Genomic DNA, 18,709 nt, shown 5'->3' on the forward strand with positions numbered 1-18,709 from the left:
CCGATGCCGACGATGCCCGCATTGATTCGCATCCCCAGTGTTCTGCTGCTGTCCCTGGCCTGCGGCCAGGCCCTGGCGGCGGTGCCGGCCAAGGCTCCTGTACGGGTCCCGGCCACTGAGGAACTGGCGCTGGAACCGGTGATGGCCGGTGAGTTCGCGCTGCAGGCCGGCAAGCTGGCCGAGGCCGCGCGCTGGTACCTGCAGGCGGCCCAGCGGACCGACGGCGATGCCGGCCTGGCCGAGCGTGCCACCCGCATTTCCATGCTGGCCAACGATGATGCCAGTGCTGCCAAGGGTCTGGCCCTGTGGCAACAGCGCGCGCCGCGCTCGTTGACGATGCGCAGCGCGGCCGGTGCGCTGGCCATGCGCCAGGGCGATGTGAAGGCCGCCCGCACCGAGCTGCAGGGGCTGCTGGCCGACCCCGATGAGCGGGGCTGGAAGTTCGCCCTGGCCGCGCTGATCGGCGGCGGTCGCGATCCGGCGGTGCCGGCGCAGGTGCTGGGCGAACTGGTCGAGGCCAACGCCATTCCGCCGAAGATCGAGGCCTGGCAGGAGTTCGGCCGCCTTGCCCTGCGCATGGACAAGCCCGAACTGGCGCGGCGGATGATCGATGAAGTGGTCAAGCGCTTCCCCGAAGAGCCGCGCGTGGCCCTGCTGCGCGCCAGCCAGCTGCAGCAGGCCGGCGAGACCGGCAAGGCGCTGACGCTGCTGCACGACGTCGAGCCCAGGACCCGCCAGGACCCGGAACTGCGCAACGCGGTGGCCATCGCCTACGACAGCCTCGGCCAGCCTTCCGCGGCCGAGCGCGTGCTGGCGTTCGGCCCGCAGGACGTGCAGACCTGGGGCATGCGCGCCTCGCTGCTGGCCAAGCAGGGCGACAAGGCCGCGCTGTCCAATCTGTACAACGAGCTGTCGCGGCAGGCGGCCAAGCCGGATCCGGCGCAGCGCCTGCTGCTGGGCAAGATCGCCGAGTACCTCAAGCGCTATCCCGAGGCGGTGCAGTGGTACCACAGCGTGCCCGGTGGCGATGAACTGAGCGAGGCGCGCCTGCGCGCAGCCAACGCCCAGGCCCTGGCCGGGCGCCTGCCGCTGGCGCTGGATGAAGTGCACGCGATCCAGTCCGATGCGGTTGTCGATGACGATGTGCGCCGCGACGCCTACCTGCTGGAAGCCGAACTGCGCCAGCGCGGTGACGACAGCGCCGGTGAGCTGGACGCGCTGGCCCGCGGCCTGGCCGCCTTCCCGGATGACAACGGCCTGCTGTATGCGCGCGCGCTCACCTGGGAGCGCCGCGACGACATCCCGCGCGCCGAAGCCGACCTGCGCAAGATCCTGGTGACCGACCCGGAAAACGTACCGGCGCTGAATGCACTCGGTTACACCCTGGCCGACCGCACCGGGCGCCTGCAGGAGGCGCTGGAACTGATCGACCGCGCACGCGTGGCCGAGCCGGACAATGCGGCCATCGTCGACAGCTATGGCTGGGTGCTGTATCGCCTGGGCCGCAAGGAAGAAGCGCTGGTGCAGCTGCGTCGCGCCTGGACCCTGGCCAAGGACCCGGAGATCGCCGCCCATGTCGGCGAAGTGCTGTGGGTGCTGGGCAAGCACGACGAAGCCCGCCACTTCTTTGAAGAAGCCGCCAAGCTCGATCCCGAGAACCGCGCGCTGCTGCGCGCCCGCGAGAAGTTCAATCCATGAGTGTTTCCCTGATCCGGCCGCTGCTGTTGGCGGCCGCGACCCTGGCCGTTTCCGCCTGTACCAGCGTGGGCACCCAGAAGACAGCGCCGCCGGCCGTGGTCGAAACGGTTTCGGCCGAGGCGGCGCAGGCCGAAGCGGCGCGCGTGGCCGCGCTGCACGCACAGCCGGACTGGGCCTTCCAGGGCCGGGTGGCGGTCAGCAAGGGCAAGGACGGCGGCAGCGGTCGCATCGACTGGAAGCAGCAGGGCCGCCGTTATGTGGTCGAACTGAGCGCACCGGTGACCCGGCAGAGCTGGAAGCTGAGCGGCGATACCCAATCCGGAGGTGGGCGCCTGGAAGGGCTGGCAGGCGGCGCGCGCGAGGGCGAGGACGCCCAGCAGCTGCTGCTCGACGCCACCGGCTGGGACATTCCGGTCAACCCGTTGCCTGACTGGATCCGCGGCCTGGTGGCCGCTGGCACCGGCGATGGCGCGCAGGCGGTCGAACGCGACGGCGAAGGCCGGCCGCGCCGCATGCAGCAGATGGGCTGGCAGGTGCAGTACCTGGACTGGTACCCGGCCGACGCAGCGCGTCCGGCGTTGCCGCGCCGGATCGAGGCCAGCCGGGGCGATGCCAAGGTGCGGCTGCTGGTGGACCAGTGGGGGCAGGGCGCTCCATGAATGCGGCGGTCGAGGGTGCGGGCTGGTCCTGGTGGCCGGCCCCGGCCAAGCTGAACCTGTTCCTGCATATCACCGGCCGTCGCGCCGATGGCTATCACGAGCTGCAGACCGTATTCCGCCTGCTCGACTGGGGCGACCGCATCGGCCTGCGCCTGCGTGAAGACGGCCAGGTGCGCCGGCAGGGCGAGGGCTTGGCTGGCGTGGCCGAAGCTGACGATCTCGCGGTTCGCGCTGCGCGATTGCTGAAAGAGGTCGCCAATGTCGCGCAAGGTGCTGACATCATCGTCGAAAAACATGTTTCTGCTGGCGGTGGTTTCGGTGGCGGCTCATCGGATGCCGCCACCGTGCTGGTCGCGCTGAACCGGCTCTGGCAGGCCGGCCTGGACGAAGACGCGCTGGCTGCGCTGGGTCTTCGGCTGGGTGCGGACGTGCCGGTATTCGTGCGTGGCCGCAACGCCTGGGCTGAAGGCGTAGGCGAGCGCCTGCGTCCGATCACGCTCGCACCTGCCTGGTATGTGGTGGTCGAGCCCGGCGTTCATGTTCCCACGCCGGCCCTGTTCGCAGACCCGGATTTGACGCGCGACAGCCCAGTGGCGAAAATAGAGGACTTCGCTTCCGGGACCCTGGTCGGGAACGCGTTCGAACCGGTGCTGCGCCGCCGTGAGCCTGCCGTTGATGCAGCGCTTGCAGCGTTGAGCGACATTGGCGCGGCGCGACTGACCGGTTCGGGAAGTGGTTGTTTCGTCGAGTTCGCATCGCAGGCTGCCGCAGAGCAGGGACGGTCGAAGTTGCCGAAGGAGTTGCGGGCAAGGGTGGCTGCGGGCGTTGCGCGTTCGCCACTGCTGGATGCACTCGAGCAACACTGATTTATCAATGCAGGGGCGTCGCCAAGAGGCCCAAGGCACCAGGTTTTGATCCTGGCATTCGTAGGTTCGAATCCTACCGCCCCTGCCAATAGCGGCTGTGTCCGCGCCTTCCAGCGCATCGCCCGCGCGGGACGTGGAAACAACCGCGGTGTTGTCAGCAGCAAGGGTCCATCAGGGTCCTTGCCGACTCCGGATCCCCGCCACTCGTCCCCGCCCGAGACAATCATGATGCAAGAGTCCCCGAACCTGCTGGTCTTTTCCGGCAACGCCAACAAACGTCTGGCGCAGAACATCTGCAAGGAACTGGGGGTTCGCCCGGGCAAGGCGCTGGTCTCGCACTTCTCCGATGGCGAAGTGCAGGTGGAGATCGAAGAGAACGTCCGCAAGCAGGACGTGTTCGTGATCCAGCCGACCTGCGCGCCGAGCGCGGAAAACCTGATGGAACTGCTGGTGCTGATCGACGCGCTCAAGCGCGCATCGGTGGCCAGCGTGACCGCCGTGGTGCCGTACTTCGGCTACTCGCGCCAGGATCGCCGCATGCGTTCCTCGCGCGTGCCGATCACCGCCAAGCTGGCGGCGAAGATGTTCAGCACCGCTGGCGCTGACCGCGTGCTGACCGTCGATCTGCACGCCGACCAGATCCAGGGTTTCTTCGATATTCCGGTGGACAACGTGTATGCGTCCCCGCTGCTGCTGGCCGACATCTGGCGCGCCTACGGCACCGAGAACCTGATCGTGGTCTCGCCGGACGTGGGTGGTGTGGTCCGCGCGCGCGCCGTGGCCAAGCGCCTGGATGACGCCGATCTGGCAATCATCGACAAGCGCCGCCCGCGCGCCAACGTCTCCACCGTGATGAACATCATCGGTGACGTCGAAGGCAAGACCTGCGTGATGGTCGATGACATCGTCGATACCGCCGGCACCCTGTGCGCCGCTGCCGCTGCCCTGAAGGCGCGCGGTGCGCTCAAGGTCGCCGCCTACTGCACCCACGCGGTGCTGTCGGGCCCGGCGGTGGACAACATCACCAATTCGCAGCTGGACGAACTGGTGGTGACCGACACCATTCCGCTGAAGGACGCCGCGCGCGTGTGCAGCAAGATCCGCCAGCTGAGCGTGGCGGAAATGCTGGCCGAAACGATGCGCCGCATCGCCTTCGGCGAGTCGGTAAGCTCGCTGTACGTCGATTGAGTTTTTCGCTCCTGCCGGCAACGGTGGGGGCATACCCCGGATGCTTCTGGTCGCGGAAGCATCTTCAACCGCCAGGCCGCAAGGCAGGGCAACAACCTGAGTAGTCGAAAATGTCGAAGACCCATGAAATCAAGGTCACCAAGCGTGAACTGCAGCGTAAGGGTGCGAGCCGCCGCCTGCGTCACGCCGGTGTGATCCCGGCCATCGTGTACGGCGGCAACGCCGAGCCGGTCGCCATCAGCCTGGACCACAACGAAATCTGGCTGGCCCAGCAGAACGAGTGGTTCTATGCCTCGATCCTGGACCTGAACCTGGACGGCCAGGTGCAGAAGGTCCTGCTGCGTGACATGCAGCGCCACCCGTACAAGCAGCTGATCATGCACCTGGACTTCCAGCGCGTGAACGAGAACGAAGCCCTGACCGCTTCGGTCCCGCTGCACTTCGTCAACGAAGACACCTCGCCGGCTGGCAAGGCTGCCGACGTCGTGGTCACCCACGAACTGAAGGAAGTGACCATCACCTGCCTGCCGAAGGACCTGCCGGAGTCGATCGAAGTCGACCTGGGCGAGCTGAAGGCCGGTGACGTGGTGTACCTGTCCAACATCAAGCTGCCGAAGGGCGTGGAAATCCCGGCGCTGGCGCTGGGCAAGGACCACGACGACGCCATCGTCACCGCCAAGGCCGGCAAGGCCGACGCGGCCGACGAAGAAGCGGCTGCCGAGTAATACCGCTACGGTGCCTGCCTCCGGGCAGGCACCGTATTGGAAGGAACCATGGCAGGACTGCGACTGATCGTCGGTCTGGGCAATCCCGGATCGGAACACGCCCGGACCCGGCACAATGCCGGGTTTCATTTCGTTGAGGCCCTGGCGGAAAAAGCCGGTGCGCGATGGAATGTGGACAGCAAGCTGTTCGGCGAGACCGCCAAGGTCGAGATTGCCGGGCAGACGGTGTGGCTGCTCAAGCCCGCCACCTTCATGAACCTCAGCGGCAAGTCGGTCACCGCCGCACAGCGGTTCTGGAAGATCGAGCCGGAGGAAACCCTGCTGGCCCACGACGAACTGGATCTGGCGCCCGGCGTGGCGCGGTTGAAGTTCGACGGCGGCCACGGCGGCCAGAACGGCCTGCGCGACACCATCCGCCTGCTCGGCCATGGCAAGTTCCATCGCCTGCGCGTGGGCATCGGCCATCCCGGTCACAAGGACCGCGTGGTGGGCTGGGTGCTCGGTCGCCCGTCCAAGGAAGACGACGTCCTGATTGCCCGTGCCATCGACGATGCGATCGACGTGCTGCCGCTGGCGGTGCAGGGCGATTTCAGCGAAGCGATGAAGCGGCTGCACACCCCGAAATAACCGGTAGGTACCGACCGTTGGTCGGTACGGAACCAACCCGGCCGGTAGGTACCGACCGTTGGTCGGTACGGAACCAACCAGACCGGTAGGTGCCAACCTTGGTTGGCACGCAATGATCAACACCGAGATGGATTGGCCAAGCAGCGCGCGCGCTGTTTCTCCAATCACTTTCACCCCAGAGAGCTGTCACCCATGGGTATCAAATGCGGCATCGTCGGCCTGCCCAACGTCGGCAAGTCGACCCTGTTCAACGCGCTGACCAAGGCGGGTATCGCCGCGGCGAACTTCCCGTTCTGCACCATCGAGCCGAACGTCGGCATCGTGCCGGTGCCGGATCCGCGCCTGAACGAGCTGGCGGCGATCATCAACCCGCAGAAGGTCATCCCGACCGCGGTCGAGTTCGTCGACATCGCTGGCCTGGTGGCCGGTGCCGCCAGCGGTGAGGGCCTGGGCAACAAGTTCCTGGCGCACATCCGCGAAGTCGATGCGATCACCCACGTGGTGCGTTGCTTCGAGAACGCCGACGTCATCCACGTCAACAACAAGGTCGACCCGATCTCGGATATCGAAACCATCGATACCGAACTGGCGCTGGCCGATCTGGACAGCGTCGAGAAGGCGTTGAACCGTGCCGAGCGCGCCGCCAAGGGTGGCGACAAGGATGCGGCCGCGCGCAAGCCGGTGCTGGCCAAGCTGCAGGCCGCCCTGTCGGACGGCAAGTCCGGTCGTTCGGTCGGCCTGGACGAGGAAGAGAAGGCGCTGGTGCGCGACCTGTTCCTGCTGACCCTCAAGCCGGTGATGTACATCGCCAACGTGCTCGAGGACGGTTTCGAGAACAACCCGCACCTGGAAGCCGTGCGCGCGCACGCCGCCGCCGAGGGCGCGCAGGTGGTGCCGGTGTCGGCTGCGATCGAAGAAGAGCTGTCCCAGCTCGATGACGAAGACCGCGATACCTTCCTGGCCGACCTGGGCCTGAGCGAGCCGGGCCTGAACCGCGTGATCAACGCGGCCTACAACCTGCTGGGCCTGCAGACCTACTTCACCGCCGGCGTGAAGGAAGTGCGCGCCTGGACCGTGCGCAAGGGCGCCACCGCGCCGCAGGCCGCGGCAGTCATCCACACCGACTTCGAGAAGGGCTTCATCCGCGCCGAGACCATCGCGTATGACGACTTCATCAAGTACAAGGGCGAAGCTGGCGCCAAGGAAGCCGGTCGCCTGCGTCTGGAAGGCAAGGAGTACCGCGTGCAGGAAGGCGACATCCTGCACTTCCGCTTCAACGTCTGATCCAGCGGCAACGGATCGACCCCGGACGCCCCGCCTTGCGCGGGGCGTTCGCGTTTCCGGCATCGGTCGCATGCGTGGACAGAAATTGACCACGCCCTGAAACGCCCGCGGCGCAAGGCTCGCAGGTACTTGTCCACACCAAACCCCCACCACTTTCCACGCCCGGTGTGGAAAACCCCGTGTGCCGCTGTAGAGCCGAGCCCATGCTCGGCTGATGTCGGCCGGAGCCGAGAATGGACTCGGCTCTACAGGGCTTGTCCGCACGGCGTGGATAAATACTCGCCACGCGTCCAAACACTTGCCTGGCAACACTCACAACCACTTGTCCACACCTAGTTCCCATCGCTTTCCACGGCGCATGTGGAAAACCCGGATTCTGCCTGGACAAAAAAACACCACCCTTTGAAACCATTGCAATGCGTGGTTCGCAGCGACTTCTCCACACCAAACCCCCACCGCTTTCCACGGCCTGTGTGGAAAACCCCGTGTGCCGCTGTAGAGCCGAGCCCATGCTCGGCTGATGCCGGCCGGAGCCGAGCATGGGCTCGGCTCTACAGGGCTTGTCCGCGCAGCGTGGATAAATATTCGCCACGCTTCCAAACACTTGCCTGGCAACACTCACAGCCACTTGTCCACACCTGGTTCCCATCGCTCTCCACGGCCTGTGTGGAAAACCCCCGGCATGAAAAAGGACGGAGGCCTGCGCCTCCGTCCCAGCGTCCACATCGCGATGGAGTGCGCCTTACAGCGCGCTGCCACCGAACTTGTGGGTGTACTGCAGGTTGATCGTGCGGCCGACGCTGTCGAACCAGGACACGTCGTAGTACGGATAGGCCGTATAGGTCAGGTCCTTCGGCGGCATCTTGTTGAACACGTTGACCACCGACAACGACAGGCGCGAATGGTCGTCGAAGCGGTACTGCACCGATGCGTTGTAGCGGTAGGTTGCCTTGACGTAGGGGCTGTCGCCGCTGTCCCAGTCGAACACCTGGTCGTAGCTGTCCGAAGTCGGCAGCTTGCCCAGGCGCGAGCCGTAGACCGTGGCCGACCACGCGGCCTTCTCCCAGGTCACGCTCAGGCTGGTCTTGGTGCGCGGAATATCGAAGCCGCTGTTGACCGCGAACTGGTCCTCGGTCACATCGCCAGCGAAGCGCTGGAAGTCGTGCTTCTTCACCCAGGTATGGGTGCCGTTGAGGATGAAGTCACCGATACCGGTCTGCAGGCGGTAGCGCAGGCCGACGTCGATGCCGGAGGTGGACTCGCGGGCCACGTTGATCGGCTCCACGCGCACGCCGTACAGGCGGCCGTCGGCGGTACGGGTGATGCGGCCGAGCGCGTCCACGCAGGTCGGCGAGCTGATGTCCGCGCTGCCAAGGCGGCAGTTGGCTTCATTGGCCAGGATCGTGCGCACGTCCATGTCCTGCACCTGGTTGCGCATGTCGATGTCGAACCAGTCCACCGACAGGTCCAGGCCGATGGCCGGCGACCAGACGAATCCGGCGCTCCACGAGGTGCTGGTTTCCGGATCAAGCTGGCGGTTGCCGGTGCGGCTGCGGACCAGATCGCGCTCATGGTCGGCACAGTCGCTGGCCTCTTCCAGGCGGCAGGTGTACAGATCTTCAGCGCTGGTCTCGTCGTTGCCCGGGCCTGCGAACACGTAGTGCAGGTCCGGCGCCCGGAACGCGGTGCCGTACGAACCGCGCACCAGCAGGGTATCGATCGGGCGCCATTCCAGGCCGCCGCTCCAGGTCGCCTTGCCGATGGTGTGGCCGGAATAGCGGTACTGGTCGTAGCGGCCGGCCACGCTCAGGTTGACCGTCTCATGCAGCGGCATGCGCAGTTCGGCGGCGGTGGCCCAGCGGTTGCGCGAGCCCTGGCCGTCCGAATCCTTCCAGCTGTAGTAGTAGTACTGCGTCGCCAGCGGATCGGGATTGAGCGAGTACGCCTGCTGGCCCACTTCCACGGTGGCCGCGAAGCCGGCATCACCGCCGGGCAGGCCGAACAGTGCGCTGTTGGTCAGGGTGAAGGCCGCCGTCTCCGTGCGCGACTTCGGCGTGTAGGTGGTGCGCGCGGCGATCGAATCGTACTCGGCGCGGGTCAGCGGCCGGTACAGGCGCGACGGGTCGGCGTTGTAGATCGGGAAGCCTTCGTCATCCTCGCCCAGCTGCGGGCCCAGGAACAGGTCATTGGCCTTGGCGGCGACGATCTGCGCCCAGCTGATCCGCGACTTGTACTGCGAATGGCTCAGTGCTGCTTCGTAGTCCCAGTTGCCGGCCAGATTGCCCTTGAAGCCGGTGGTCACGCTGAAGGTGCGCTGCGTGCTGCGCACCATGGCGTTGCGCAGCCCACCCATTTCCTCCGGCGAGAACTGCCGCTGCCAGAACTCGATTTCGCCGGTGGCTTCGTTGTTGAAGTAGCCCGACTCATCGCCGTTGGCGTCCATGCGGCCCCACGAGGTGACGTCGCGCATCAGCGACAGCGTGTGGTAGCCCAGCTGCACATCGGCGAACCACTGCTGGCCGTTGTCGAAGTCGTAGCTCAGCGACGCATAGCCGTTGGCGCCGCGGCGCTTGTTGAGGATGGTGCCGTAGCCGATCGATGCGTCGCTGCCGCAGTAGTAGCCGTAGCGCGGCCGGTAGGCGTGGTAGGTGCTGCCCTGGTTCTGCGCGGCCAGCGCATCGCAGGTGGCCGCACCCGGGTCGAGGTAGTCATCGTTGTAGTCGGTACGCAGGTAGGCGCGACGGCCGATGCGCGAACCTTCGGTGGGACCGTCCTGGGTCGAATCCTGGATGTCGCGCTGGTAGGCCCACAACGGGGTCTGCGACTGCAGCTCGACGCTGTACACGGCGTTGAAGCCGCCGTGGCTGAATCCACTGGCGATGCTCATGTCGAACGACTCGCCACCGCCTTCGGTGGTGGTGCCCATGCGCAGGTCAACCGTGGTGCCGTCGGCCTTCTTCTTCAGGATGAAGTTGACCACACCGGCGATCGCATCCGAACCATAGATGGCCGAAGCACTACCGGTCAGCACTTCGATGCGCTCGATCATGCCCAGCGGGATGTTGGAGACGTCGGTGAAGTTGCTGCGGCCCTTGAACGGCATCGGGAAGTCGGCGATGCGGCGGCCATTGACCAGCACCAGGGTGTGGTTCGGGCCCAGCCCGCGCAGATCGACCTGCTGTGCGCCGGGCGAGAAGTCGGCGCCACTGGACGACTGCTGGCTCTGTGTCTCACCGCCGTTCTGGGTCATCGCACGCAGCACGTCCGGCACGCTGGTGAAACCACTGGAGCGGATCTGCTCGGCATTGATCACCGTGATCGGCGCGGGGCCTTCCACCTGGGCGCGCGGAATGCGCGAGCCGGTGACCTGCACCGCGTCCAGTTGTTGAACCGAAGAGGAAGCCGGTGCCTGGGCCGCCGCGGAAGCAGCCACGCCCATCAACGCCAGCTGGATCGACCACGCCATCGCCTGTCTACGCATGAGGAATTCTCAAAAATGATGCCGGCCCGCAGAGGAGGGGCCCTGTCCCCCATTCATGTTTCAGCAATGGGCGCGCGCATTTAACGCCTTTTTCATGCTCTTGACTACTGGGTGTCCATCTGGCAAAGAGTGAAAACGCTTGCAGGTCGATTTTGTTCAGGGAGATCAAGATGCGACGCCTCCATCGGGCCTGGTTTGCCCCGATCACCTGGCTGGTGGTCCTGGTGCTGGCCTGGCCGCTGGCCACGTCCGCGCAGGACCTGCACGGTCCCGGCTTTGCCTATTACGAAGTAGGCGATCTGGACGCGCCACGCCCCGGCCCGCGCGCCCCGGCCATGATGTTGATGGGCGGTGGGGAATGGGTGCCCGATGCCTTCCAGTGGTGGTTGCGGCAGGCCGGCAACGGCCGCGTGCTGATCCTGCGCGCCTCCGGCAGCGATGAACTGCAGGACCGGCTGTACCACGACATCGGCGGCACCACCGCCGTGCAGACCCTGGTCTTCGACAGCCGACGTGGCGCCGACGATCCGGCCGTGCTGCGCGTGGTGGCGGCGGCCGATGCCATCTTCATCGCCGGTGGCGACCAGTCGCGCTACATCCGCTTCTGGAAGGGCACCGCGCTCAACCGTGCGCTCAATGCACACGTGCGTGCCGGCAAGCCGATCGCCGGCACCAGTGCTGGCCTGGCGATCCTGGGCGGCTATGCCTATGGCGCGCTCGATGGTGGCAGCATCACCTCGGCCGGTGCACTGGCCGATCCCATGGGCAGCGCGGTCACCCTGGACCATGGTTTCCTGCAGATGCCCTACCTGCAGCGCGTGGTCACCGACACTCATTTCGACAAGCGTGACCGGCTCGGCCGCCTGATCGTGTTCGTGGCGCGCGCCGTGCAGGACAGTGGTGACCCCGGCATCGTCGGCATCGGCGTGGATGAAGATACTGCCCTGTGCGTGGAGCCCGATGGCCAGGCCCAGGTCTACAGCGCCGACGGCGAGGGCAAGGTCTGGGTGGTCAGCCCCGGCCGCGATGCCGACCGGCTGGTCGAGGGCGAGCCATTGCGCTTCCATGCGGTGCCGGTGACGGTGGTCGCCAGCGGCAGCCGCATGCGGCTGGATGATTTCGAGGCCGAGGCCGACTACCAGGCGGTGGCCGACATCAACGACGGCGAGATCGAAGTCATCCGCCGGTGACCCGGCGATCCTGTGGCCACGCATGGGATGCTGTAGAGCCGAGCCCGCGCTCGGCTGCCTTTCAATCGAGGCATCAGCCGAGCATGGGCTCGGCTCTACGATGATGCCTCCCTTGCCCACCTGTTGGAGACGTACCCGATGAAACTGCGCCTGGCGCTGTCTGCGCTGCTGTCCCTGCCTTTGCTCGCCCAGGCCGCGCCGACGGCTTCGCCGCTGCTGGTCATCCATGGCGGCGCCGGTGTCGAGCGCAAGGATCTGTCACCGGCCGAAGAGAAGGCCGCGCGCGAGGCGCTGCGTGCCGCGCTGCTGAAGGGCCATGCCGAACTGGCCGCCGGCCGTCCGGCGCTGGCCGCAGTCACGGCGGCGATCACCGTGCTTGAGGACGATCCCACCTTCAATGCCGGCAAGGGGGCGGTGTTCACCCATGACGGCCGCAACGAGCTGGATGCTGCGGTCATGGACGGTGCCACCCAGGCCGCCGGCGCGGTGGCCGGCGTGCAGCGGGTGCGCAACCCGATCCTGCTGGCGCAGACGGTCATGCAGAAGTCCAGGCACGTGATGATGGTCGGGCAGGGTGCCGAGGCGTTCGCAGTGGAGCAGGGCACGGTGCTGGTCGATCCGTCCTACTTCCGCACCGAAAAGCGCTGGCAGCAGCTGCAGCGTGCACTGAAGGAAGAGGCCAGCGGCCAGGCGCACGCCGATCTGGAGACCGCAAGACACTTCGGTACCGTCGGCGCGGTCGCGCTGGACGCGCAGGGGCAGCTCGCAGCAGGCACTTCCACCGGCGGCATGACCAACAAGCGCTATGGCCGGGTGGGTGACTCGCCGATCATCGGTGCCGGCACCTGGGCCGATGCGCGCTGCGCGGTGTCAGGCACCGGCTGGGGCGAGTACTACATCCGCACGGCCGCCGCGCACGAGATCTGTGCACGCATGCGCTACCAGGGGCAGACCCCGGAACAGGCCGGCAAGGGCGTGATCAACGAGACGATTCCGAAGATGGGCGGCGACGGCGGCGCGATCGTGCTCGCTGCAGACGGAAAAATGGCCACGCCGTTCAACACCCAGGGCATGTATCGGGGCTGGATCGGCGCCGACGGTGTCCCGCATGTCGCAATTTTCGCCAGTGAGACCCTGCCGGTCCCCGGGCAATAACCTTGCGTATCAATGGGTTTGCGACAACGTGTGAAAAAGATGGAAAAAAGCGTTGACAGGCCTCCGTCCCATCAGCAGAATAAGCGGCTCACCACCACACACCGCAACGCTTCGGCGGCAACGGAATGGGGTGGTAAGGAGGGATACCCAAGCGGCCAACGGGGGCAGACTGTAAATCTGCTGGCTTACGCCTTCGGTGGTTCGAATCCACCTCCCTCCACCAGTTTCACGTTGTGACATTCCCGGCGCGGGAGTAGTTCAATGGTAGAACCTCAGCCTTCCAAGCTGATGGTGCGGGTTCGATTCCCGTCTCCCGCTCCATTGAATGAACTTTGAATCTTATCGAGTTCATGTCATAATGCAAAACTCGGCTCACGTAGCTCAGTCGGTAGAGCACTTCCTTGGTAAGGAAGAGGTCGAAGGTTCGATTCCTTTCGTGAGCACCATCTTAAGCATCACCTCTCAGACGAATTCGAGATAAGCAGCCATGGCCAAGGGTAAGTTCGAGCGCACCAAGCCGCACGTCAATGTCGGCACCATCGGTCACGTCGACCACGGCAAGACCACGCTGACCGCCGCACTGACCAAGATCGGTGCCGAGCGCTTCGGTGGCGAGTTCAAGGCATATGACGCCATCGACGCCGCGCCGGAAGAAAAGGCTCGTGGTATCACGATCTCGACCGCGCACGTCGAATACGAATCCCCGACCCGTCACTACGCCCACGTTGACTGCCCGGGCCACGCTGACTACGTCAAGAACATGATCACCGGTGCTGCCCAGATGGACGGCGCGATCCTGGTGTGCTCGGCCGCTGACGGCCCGATGCCGCAGACCCGCGAGCACATCCTGCTGTCGCGTCAGGTCGGCGTGCCGTACATCGTCGTGTTCCTGAACAAGGCCGACATGGTTGACGACGCCGAGCTGCTCGAGCTGGTCGAGATGGAAGTGCGCGAACTGCTGAGCAAGTACGAGTTCCCGGGCGACGACACCCCGATCATCGCGGGTTCGGCCCGTCTGGCGCTGGAAGGCGACCAGAGCGACATCGGCGTGCCGGCCATCCTGAAGCTGGTCGATGCCCTGGACACCTGGATTCCGGAGCCGGAGCGTGCGATCGACAAGCCGTTCCTGATGCCGGTGGAAGACGTGTTCTCGATCTCGGGCCGCGGCACCGTGGTGACCGGTCGTATCGAGCGCGGCATCATCAAGGTCGGCGACGAAATCGAAATCGTCGGTATCCGTCCGGTGCAGAAGACCACCGTGACCGGCGTTGAAATGTTCCGCAAGCTGCTGGACCAGGGTCAGGCAGGCGATAACGCCGGTCTGCTGCTGCGCGGCACCAAGCGTGACGACGTCGAGCGCGGCCAGGTTCTGGCCAAGCCGGGTTCGATCAAGCCGCACACCAAGTTCGAAGGCGAAGTCTACGTCCTGTCGAAGGACGAGGGCGGCCGTCACACCCCGTTCTTCAACGGCTACCGTCCGCAGTTCTACTTCCGCACCACCGACATCACCGGCGCTGCCAAGCTGCCGGAAGGCGTCGAAATGGTGATGCCGGGTGACAACATCAAGATGGAAGTCACCCTGATCAACCCGGTGGCAATGGACGAAGGCCTGCGCTTCGCCATCCGCGAAGGCGGCCGTACCGTCGGCGCCGGCGTGGTCTCGAAGATCATCGAGTAAGCCTGCAGTACCGGTGGTTGCATAGCACCGCCGGTTACGCGAATGGCGGGCCGGGAACCTCGGTCCGCCTTCGCCGTCTAAGGGAAGGCAAGTTTCAAACGTACGCCAGTAGCTCAATTGGCAGAGCAGCGGTCTCCAAAACCGCAGGTTGGGGGTTCGAGTCCCTCCTGGCGTGCCATCTGCCCACCTTATCCAGCGGCCTGGGCCGCTAAAGCAGACACAGCCGGATGAATAGCAAGATCGAACACTCCAAGGACACCTCCGCCACGGGTGGGGATATCGTCAAGTATGTCGCCGCATCGCTGCTGGTGCTGGCCGGTCTGTTCGTCTGGTTCTGGTTCTCCGCCGACTCCGGTCGCGCCGCCCAGCTGGGTGCGTGGGCCGGTCAGTTGCGTGCATTGGCGGTTGTGGTCGGCCTGGTTGGCGGTATCGGCGTGTTCATGCTGACCGGCAAGGGGCGCGACACCCGTGAATTCCTCTCCGAGTCGCGTTTCGAACTGCGCAAGGTGGTCTGGCCGACGCGCCAGGAAGCCATCCGCATGACCTGGGTCGTGATGGTGGTGGTAACCATTCTCAGCCTGCTGCTGGGCGGGTTCGATTACGTCATTCAGTGGCTGGTTCAGCTGTTCCTGAGCCGCTAAGGAGATTTGCATGAAGCGTTGGTACGTCGTTCACGCCTATTCGGGCTTCGAGAAGTCGGTGGCGCAGGCTCTGCGCGATCGCATCGTCCGTGACGGCATGGAAGAGCGCTTCGGCGACGTCCTGGTCCCGACCGAAGAAGTGGTCGAGATGCGCGCTGGCCAGAAGCGCCGCTCCGAGCGCAAGTTCTTCCCGGGTTACGTGCTGGTCCAGATCGAGACCCACGAAGAAGCCGGCATTCCGCGCATCGACAACGAAAGCTGGCACCTGGTCAAGGAAACCCCGCGTGTGATGGGCTTCATCGGCGGCACCGCTGACCGTCCGCTGCCGATCGCCGATTCCGAGGCCGAAGCCATCCTGAATCGCGTTCAGGAAGGTGTCGAGAAGCCGCGCCCGAAGGTGCTGTTCGAGCCGGGCCAGATGGTCCGCGTCACCGACGGTCCGTTCAACGATTTCAATGGCGTCGTCGAAGAAGTCAACTACGAGAAGAGCCGTCTGCGCGTCTCGGTGCTGATCTTCGGTCGTGCCACCCCGGTCGAGCTCGAGTTCGGCCAGGTCGAAAAGGCCGTCTGACCGGCGGGGTAGAGTCGAGCTTGCTCGACTTTGCTGGCCAGTCGAGCAAGCTCGACTCTACGACCGCGGAAAGTCGAGCAGGCTCGACGCTACGTCAAGGAACCGGGCATCGCCCGGTTTCCTTCGTTTATGCGCCGCTTCAGGCATGTGAAGAAAAAACCTGTTATAGTTTGCGGCTCCCTGCTGGGATGCCGGCAGGACGAGGCCGCCGCGAGGTGGCCTTCGGCATGATTTCAAAACGCGATGCCGGGACGCGTGATTCCCGGTCCGATGGGGAGCCTGTTGTCGAAAGGCGCTAGCACCCGGAGAGCACTCACATGGCAAAGAAAGTTGTCGGTTACATCAAGCTGCAGGTGAAGGCCGGTCAGGCCAACCCCTCGCCGCCGGTCGGTCCCGCGCTGGGTCAGCGTGGTCTGAACATCATGGAATTCTGCAAGGCGTTCAACGCTGCCACGCAGAAGCTCGAGCCGGGTCTGCCGGTTCCGGTGATCATCACGGCCTACTCGGACCGTACGTTCACCTTCATCACCAAGAGCACCCCGGCCACCACCCTGCTGAAGAAGGCCGCTGGCATCTCGTCGGGCTCCAAGCGCCCGAACACCGAGAAGGTCGGCAAGGTCACCCGTAAGCAGCTGGAAGAGATCGCCAAGGCGAAGGAACCGGATCTGACTGCCGCCGACCTGGACGCCGCCGTGCGTACCATCGCTGGCTCTGCCCGTTCCATGGGCCTCGTGGTGGAGGGTTAATAAGATGGCACAGACCAAGCGTGAGAAGGCCATCAAGGCCGCCGTCGTTCCGGGCAAGGCATACGCCTTCGAGGACGCGATCAACATCCTGAAGAGCGCCACCAAGGCCAAGTTCGTCGAGTCGATCGACGTTGCCGTGCGCCTGGGCGTCGATGCGAAGAAGTCCGACCAGCAGGTTCGTGGCTCCACCGTGCTGCCGGCTGGTACCGGCAAGTCGGTCCGCGTCGCCGTGTTCGCTCCGGCCGGTGCCAAGGCTGACGAAGCCCTGGCCGCTGGCGCCGAAGCCGTCGGTATGGATGACCTGGCCGAGAAGATGCAGGCCGGCGATCTGAACTACGACGTCGTCATCGCGACCCCGGACGCCATGCGCGTTGTCGGTAAGCTGGGCACCGTGCTGGGCCCGCGCGGCCTGATGCCGAACCCGAAGGTCGGCACCGTTTCCCCGAACCCGGGTGAAGCGGTGAAGAACGCCAAGTCGGGTCAGGTCCGTTACCGCACCGACAAGGCCGGCATCATCCACTGCACCATCGGCAAGGCCGACTTCGCCGAAGACGCGCTGAAGTCGAACCTGACCGCGCTGCTGCTGGACCTGATCAAGGCCAAGCCGGCCACCTCGAAGGGCACCTACCTGCAGAAGGTTTCGGTCAGCTCGACGATGGGCCCGGGCGTCACCGTCGACCAGTCGTCGCTGACCCTGAAGTAATTGTTTCAAGCGGTCACGGTGCCTTGGGTGCCGTGACCGTGACATTTGAAGGCATCGCAGGCAGTACACCGCCGGCGGTAGCCGTCAAAGACCGCAGGCGCGGTCGTGGCAATACCGGCGACGGGCACGGAAGCTCGATCTGGCAAGGAGTCGCCGCCGGAGCAGTCACGAGCGCTTAATCGATTCCCCGGAATCACCCTGCGTAGATGGTGCCCTTCTGGAGTTTTTCTGGTTCACGCACGTCTGGGTTTCCCAGGTTGGCCCACTCCAGGTCTAGAACGGCCCACCCCCGGAACATCATCCCGATGTTCCCGGCGTCCAGGACGGATGCCGCACAGGACCGCACACGGCAGGAGCCGTAAGCGGAGTTCAATAGGAGGAGTGCAATGGCTCTCAATCTGTCCCAGAAGCAAGAAGTAGTCGCCGAGCTGGCAGACGTCGCCGCCAAGGCCCACTCCTTGATCGCAGCCGAATACGCTGGCACCACGGTCGCCCAGATGACCGCGATGCGCAAGCAGGCTCGTGAAACCGGTGTTTTCTTGAAGGTTGTCAAGAACACCCTGGCTTCGCGCGCTGTTGAAGGCACCGAGTTCGCAGTCGCCCAGGACCAGATGGTTGGTCCGCTGCTGTACGCGTTCTCGCTCGAGGAGCCCGGCGCTGCCGGTCGCCTGATCAAGGAAGCCGCCAAGGGCAACGACAAGCTGAAGGCTAAGGTCGTCGCCATCGGTGGCGAAGTGTTCCCGGCAAGCCACGTTGACGTGCTGGCCTCGCTGCCGACCCGCGATCAGGCCCTGGCCATGCTGGCCCGCGTCCTGACCGAGCCGGTCACGATGTTCGCCCGCGCGATCAAGGCTGTTGGCGAGAAGCAGGGTGGTGGCGACGTTGCCGCCGACGCTGCCGAGCCGGCCGCCGAGACTGCCTGAGTTTCGACTTACCGTGGTTCCTGACGGAACCTCAACCCAGAAAATCATCCAAAGGTATTTATCATGTCCCTTACCAACGAACAGATCGTCGACGCCATCGCCGAGAAGTCCCTGATGGAAGTGATGGAGCTGGTCAAGGCCATCGAAGAGAAGTTCGGCGTCTCCGCCGCTGCTCCGGTTGCCGTGGCTGCTGCCGCCGGCCCGGCTGCTGCTGTTGAAGAGCAGACCGAATTCACCGTCACCCTGAAGACTGCCGGCGAGAAGAAGGTCGAAGTCATCAAGGCCGTCCGCGCCATCACCGGCCTGGGCCTGAAGGAAGCGAAGGACCTGGCCGAAGCCGGTGGCGTCCTGAAGGAAGCCGCTTCGAAGGACGAAGCCGAGAAGATGAAGAAGGACCTGGAAGCTGCTGGCGCGACTGTCGAAGTCAAGTAAGCACTTCCCTTGCATCGTCATCGATTCACGGCGATGCAGCCAAGGCTGGGGGCGTAAGCCCCCGGCCTTTGGTCGTTCCTGCGGTGTTGTAGATCCACGCCATGCGTGGATGTAGTCGGTAGATCCACGCCATGCGTGGATG

General features: G+C 65.2%; 17 protein-coding genes and 5 tRNA genes. 21 read left to right on the top strand and 1 reads right to left on the bottom strand.

The window, feature by feature from the left end:
- The first annotated feature begins 12 nt into the window (after positions 1-12).
- The 8 genes from C9412_RS00870 (at position 13) to ychF (ending at position 7,047) form a co-directional block, all read left to right on the top strand.
- On the top strand, positions 13-1,698 hold the full coding sequence (locus tag C9412_RS00870) for a tetratricopeptide repeat protein (protein WP_181358736.1): 1,686 nt from the start codon (positions 13-15) through the stop codon (positions 1,696-1,698).
- Complete coding sequence (gene lolB / locus C9412_RS00875) at positions 1,695-2,357, top strand: lipoprotein insertase outer membrane protein LolB (RefSeq protein WP_107229947.1); 663 nt, start codon at positions 1,695-1,697, stop codon at positions 2,355-2,357. Before C9412_RS00870 ends, lolB begins: the two co-directional genes overlap by 4 nt.
- Positions 2,354-3,223 carry a 4-(cytidine 5'-diphospho)-2-C-methyl-D-erythritol kinase gene (gene ispE / locus C9412_RS00880; RefSeq protein WP_107229948.1) on the top strand — a complete coding sequence of 290 codons (870 nt, stop codon included), beginning with the start codon at positions 2,354-2,356 and terminating at the stop codon, positions 3,221-3,223. The genes lolB and ispE overlap by 4 nt, the downstream gene beginning before the upstream one ends.
- Positions 3,224-3,234: 11 nt before the next feature.
- A tRNA-Gln gene (locus C9412_RS00885) sits at positions 3,235-3,311 on the top strand.
- Between the two features lie 140 nt (positions 3,312-3,451).
- A complete protein-coding gene (locus C9412_RS00890; protein WP_005415400.1) occupies positions 3,452-4,411 on the top strand; it encodes a ribose-phosphate diphosphokinase in 960 nt (319 codons plus the stop codon).
- Between the two features lie 110 nt (positions 4,412-4,521).
- Positions 4,522-5,136, top strand: coding sequence for a 50S ribosomal protein L25/general stress protein Ctc (locus tag C9412_RS00895; protein WP_107229949.1), 615 nt, complete (start codon positions 4,522-4,524; stop codon positions 5,134-5,136).
- 48 nt (positions 5,137-5,184) lie between these two features.
- The gene (pth, locus tag C9412_RS00900; RefSeq protein WP_049395820.1) at positions 5,185-5,763 is read left to right on the top strand and encodes an aminoacyl-tRNA hydrolase; all 579 of its coding nucleotides are present in this window, start codon (positions 5,185-5,187) and stop codon (positions 5,761-5,763) included.
- Positions 5,764-5,955: 192 nt separating this feature from the next.
- Entirely contained in the window at positions 5,956-7,047 is a 1,092-nt protein-coding gene (gene ychF / locus C9412_RS00905; protein WP_107229950.1) for a redox-regulated ATPase YchF, read from the top strand.
- A gap of 742 nt (positions 7,048-7,789) precedes the next feature.
- Here ychF and C9412_RS00910 read toward each other — a convergent pair.
- Positions 7,790-10,528: a TonB-dependent receptor gene (locus C9412_RS00910; protein ID WP_107229951.1), complete on the bottom strand. Its 2,739-nt coding sequence runs from the start codon at positions 10,526-10,528 to the stop codon at positions 7,790-7,792.
- Between the two features lie 170 nt (positions 10,529-10,698).
- Between C9412_RS00910 and C9412_RS00915 the strand changes: the two genes are divergently transcribed.
- From C9412_RS00915 to rplL, 13 genes are all read left to right on the top strand, one after another.
- Positions 10,699-11,718: a cyanophycinase gene (locus tag C9412_RS00915; protein ID WP_107230413.1), complete on the top strand. Its 1,020-nt coding sequence runs from the start codon at positions 10,699-10,701 to the stop codon at positions 11,716-11,718.
- Between the two features lie 138 nt (positions 11,719-11,856).
- Complete coding sequence (locus tag C9412_RS00920) at positions 11,857-12,873, top strand: isoaspartyl peptidase/L-asparaginase (protein WP_107229952.1); 1,017 nt, start codon at positions 11,857-11,859, stop codon at positions 12,871-12,873.
- A 137-nt stretch (positions 12,874-13,010) separates the two neighbouring features.
- Positions 13,011-13,096: transfer RNA gene (locus C9412_RS00925), tRNA-Tyr, on the top strand.
- A gap of 24 nt (positions 13,097-13,120) precedes the next feature.
- Positions 13,121-13,194: transfer RNA gene (locus tag C9412_RS00930), tRNA-Gly, on the top strand.
- Between the two features lie 49 nt (positions 13,195-13,243).
- A tRNA-Thr gene (locus tag C9412_RS00935) sits at positions 13,244-13,319 on the top strand.
- 41 nt (positions 13,320-13,360) lie between these two features.
- A complete protein-coding gene (gene tuf / locus C9412_RS00940; protein ID WP_057497303.1) occupies positions 13,361-14,551 on the top strand; it encodes an elongation factor Tu in 1,191 nt (396 codons plus the stop codon).
- Positions 14,552-14,653: 102 nt separating this feature from the next.
- Positions 14,654-14,729 (top strand) — tRNA-Trp (locus C9412_RS00945).
- A 49-nt stretch (positions 14,730-14,778) separates the two neighbouring features.
- Positions 14,779-15,192 carry a preprotein translocase subunit SecE gene (secE, locus tag C9412_RS00950; RefSeq protein ID WP_107229953.1) on the top strand — a complete coding sequence of 138 codons (414 nt, stop codon included), beginning with the start codon at positions 14,779-14,781 and terminating at the stop codon, positions 15,190-15,192.
- 10 nt (positions 15,193-15,202) lie between these two features.
- Positions 15,203-15,763 (top strand): transcription termination/antitermination protein NusG, encoded by a 561-nt coding sequence (nusG, locus tag C9412_RS00955; protein ID WP_004154362.1) that lies wholly within the window; start codon positions 15,203-15,205, stop codon positions 15,761-15,763.
- A 317-nt stretch (positions 15,764-16,080) separates the two neighbouring features.
- On the top strand, positions 16,081-16,509 hold the full coding sequence (gene rplK, locus C9412_RS00960; RefSeq protein WP_004145248.1) for a 50S ribosomal protein L11: 429 nt from the start codon (positions 16,081-16,083) through the stop codon (positions 16,507-16,509).
- A gap of 4 nt (positions 16,510-16,513) precedes the next feature.
- A complete protein-coding gene (gene rplA / locus C9412_RS00965) occupies positions 16,514-17,212 on the top strand; it encodes a 50S ribosomal protein L1 (RefSeq protein WP_004154350.1) in 699 nt (232 codons plus the stop codon).
- Between the two features lie 386 nt (positions 17,213-17,598).
- On the top strand, positions 17,599-18,135 hold the full coding sequence (gene rplJ, locus C9412_RS00975) for a 50S ribosomal protein L10 (protein ID WP_005408203.1): 537 nt from the start codon (positions 17,599-17,601) through the stop codon (positions 18,133-18,135).
- A gap of 63 nt (positions 18,136-18,198) precedes the next feature.
- Complete coding sequence (gene rplL / locus C9412_RS00980; protein ID WP_057497299.1) at positions 18,199-18,567, top strand: 50S ribosomal protein L7/L12; 369 nt, start codon at positions 18,199-18,201, stop codon at positions 18,565-18,567.
- Positions 18,568-18,709: the final 142 nt, after the last annotated feature.

This window comes from Stenotrophomonas sp. Nf1, from assembly GCF_003028475.1.
Classification (GTDB): domain Bacteria; phylum Pseudomonadota; class Gammaproteobacteria; order Xanthomonadales; family Xanthomonadaceae; genus Stenotrophomonas.

What these genes read in the sequence shown, in the direction of transcription:
- C9412_RS00870 (WP_181358736.1), top strand. Translation starts at nt 13, where the DNA reads ATGCCCGCATTGATTCGCATCCCCAGTGTTCTGCTGCTGTCCCTGGCC.
- lolB (WP_107229947.1), top strand. Translation starts at nt 1,695, where the DNA reads ATGAGTGTTTCCCTGATCCGGCCGCTGCTGTTGGCGGCCGCGACCCTG.
- ispE (WP_107229948.1), top strand. Translation starts at nt 2,354, where the DNA reads ATGAATGCGGCGGTCGAGGGTGCGGGCTGGTCCTGGTGGCCGGCCCCG.
- C9412_RS00890 (WP_005415400.1), top strand. Translation starts at nt 3,452, where the DNA reads ATGCAAGAGTCCCCGAACCTGCTGGTCTTTTCCGGCAACGCCAACAAA.
- C9412_RS00895 (WP_107229949.1), top strand. Translation starts at nt 4,522, where the DNA reads ATGTCGAAGACCCATGAAATCAAGGTCACCAAGCGTGAACTGCAGCGT.
- pth (WP_049395820.1), top strand. Translation starts at nt 5,185, where the DNA reads ATGGCAGGACTGCGACTGATCGTCGGTCTGGGCAATCCCGGATCGGAA.
- ychF (WP_107229950.1), top strand. Translation starts at nt 5,956, where the DNA reads ATGGGTATCAAATGCGGCATCGTCGGCCTGCCCAACGTCGGCAAGTCG.
- C9412_RS00910 (WP_107229951.1), bottom strand. Translation starts at nt 10,528, where the DNA reads ATGCGTAGACAGGCGATGGCGTGGTCGATCCAGCTGGCGTTGATGGGC.
- C9412_RS00915 (WP_107230413.1), top strand. Translation starts at nt 10,699, where the DNA reads ATGCGACGCCTCCATCGGGCCTGGTTTGCCCCGATCACCTGGCTGGTG.
- C9412_RS00920 (WP_107229952.1), top strand. Translation starts at nt 11,857, where the DNA reads ATGAAACTGCGCCTGGCGCTGTCTGCGCTGCTGTCCCTGCCTTTGCTC.
- tuf (WP_057497303.1), top strand. Translation starts at nt 13,361, where the DNA reads ATGGCCAAGGGTAAGTTCGAGCGCACCAAGCCGCACGTCAATGTCGGC.
- secE (WP_107229953.1), top strand. Translation starts at nt 14,779, where the DNA reads ATGAATAGCAAGATCGAACACTCCAAGGACACCTCCGCCACGGGTGGG.
- nusG (WP_004154362.1), top strand. Translation starts at nt 15,203, where the DNA reads ATGAAGCGTTGGTACGTCGTTCACGCCTATTCGGGCTTCGAGAAGTCG.
- rplK (WP_004145248.1), top strand. Translation starts at nt 16,081, where the DNA reads ATGGCAAAGAAAGTTGTCGGTTACATCAAGCTGCAGGTGAAGGCCGGT.
- rplA (WP_004154350.1), top strand. Translation starts at nt 16,514, where the DNA reads ATGGCACAGACCAAGCGTGAGAAGGCCATCAAGGCCGCCGTCGTTCCG.
- rplJ (WP_005408203.1), top strand. Translation starts at nt 17,599, where the DNA reads ATGGCTCTCAATCTGTCCCAGAAGCAAGAAGTAGTCGCCGAGCTGGCA.
- rplL (WP_057497299.1), top strand. Translation starts at nt 18,199, where the DNA reads ATGTCCCTTACCAACGAACAGATCGTCGACGCCATCGCCGAGAAGTCC.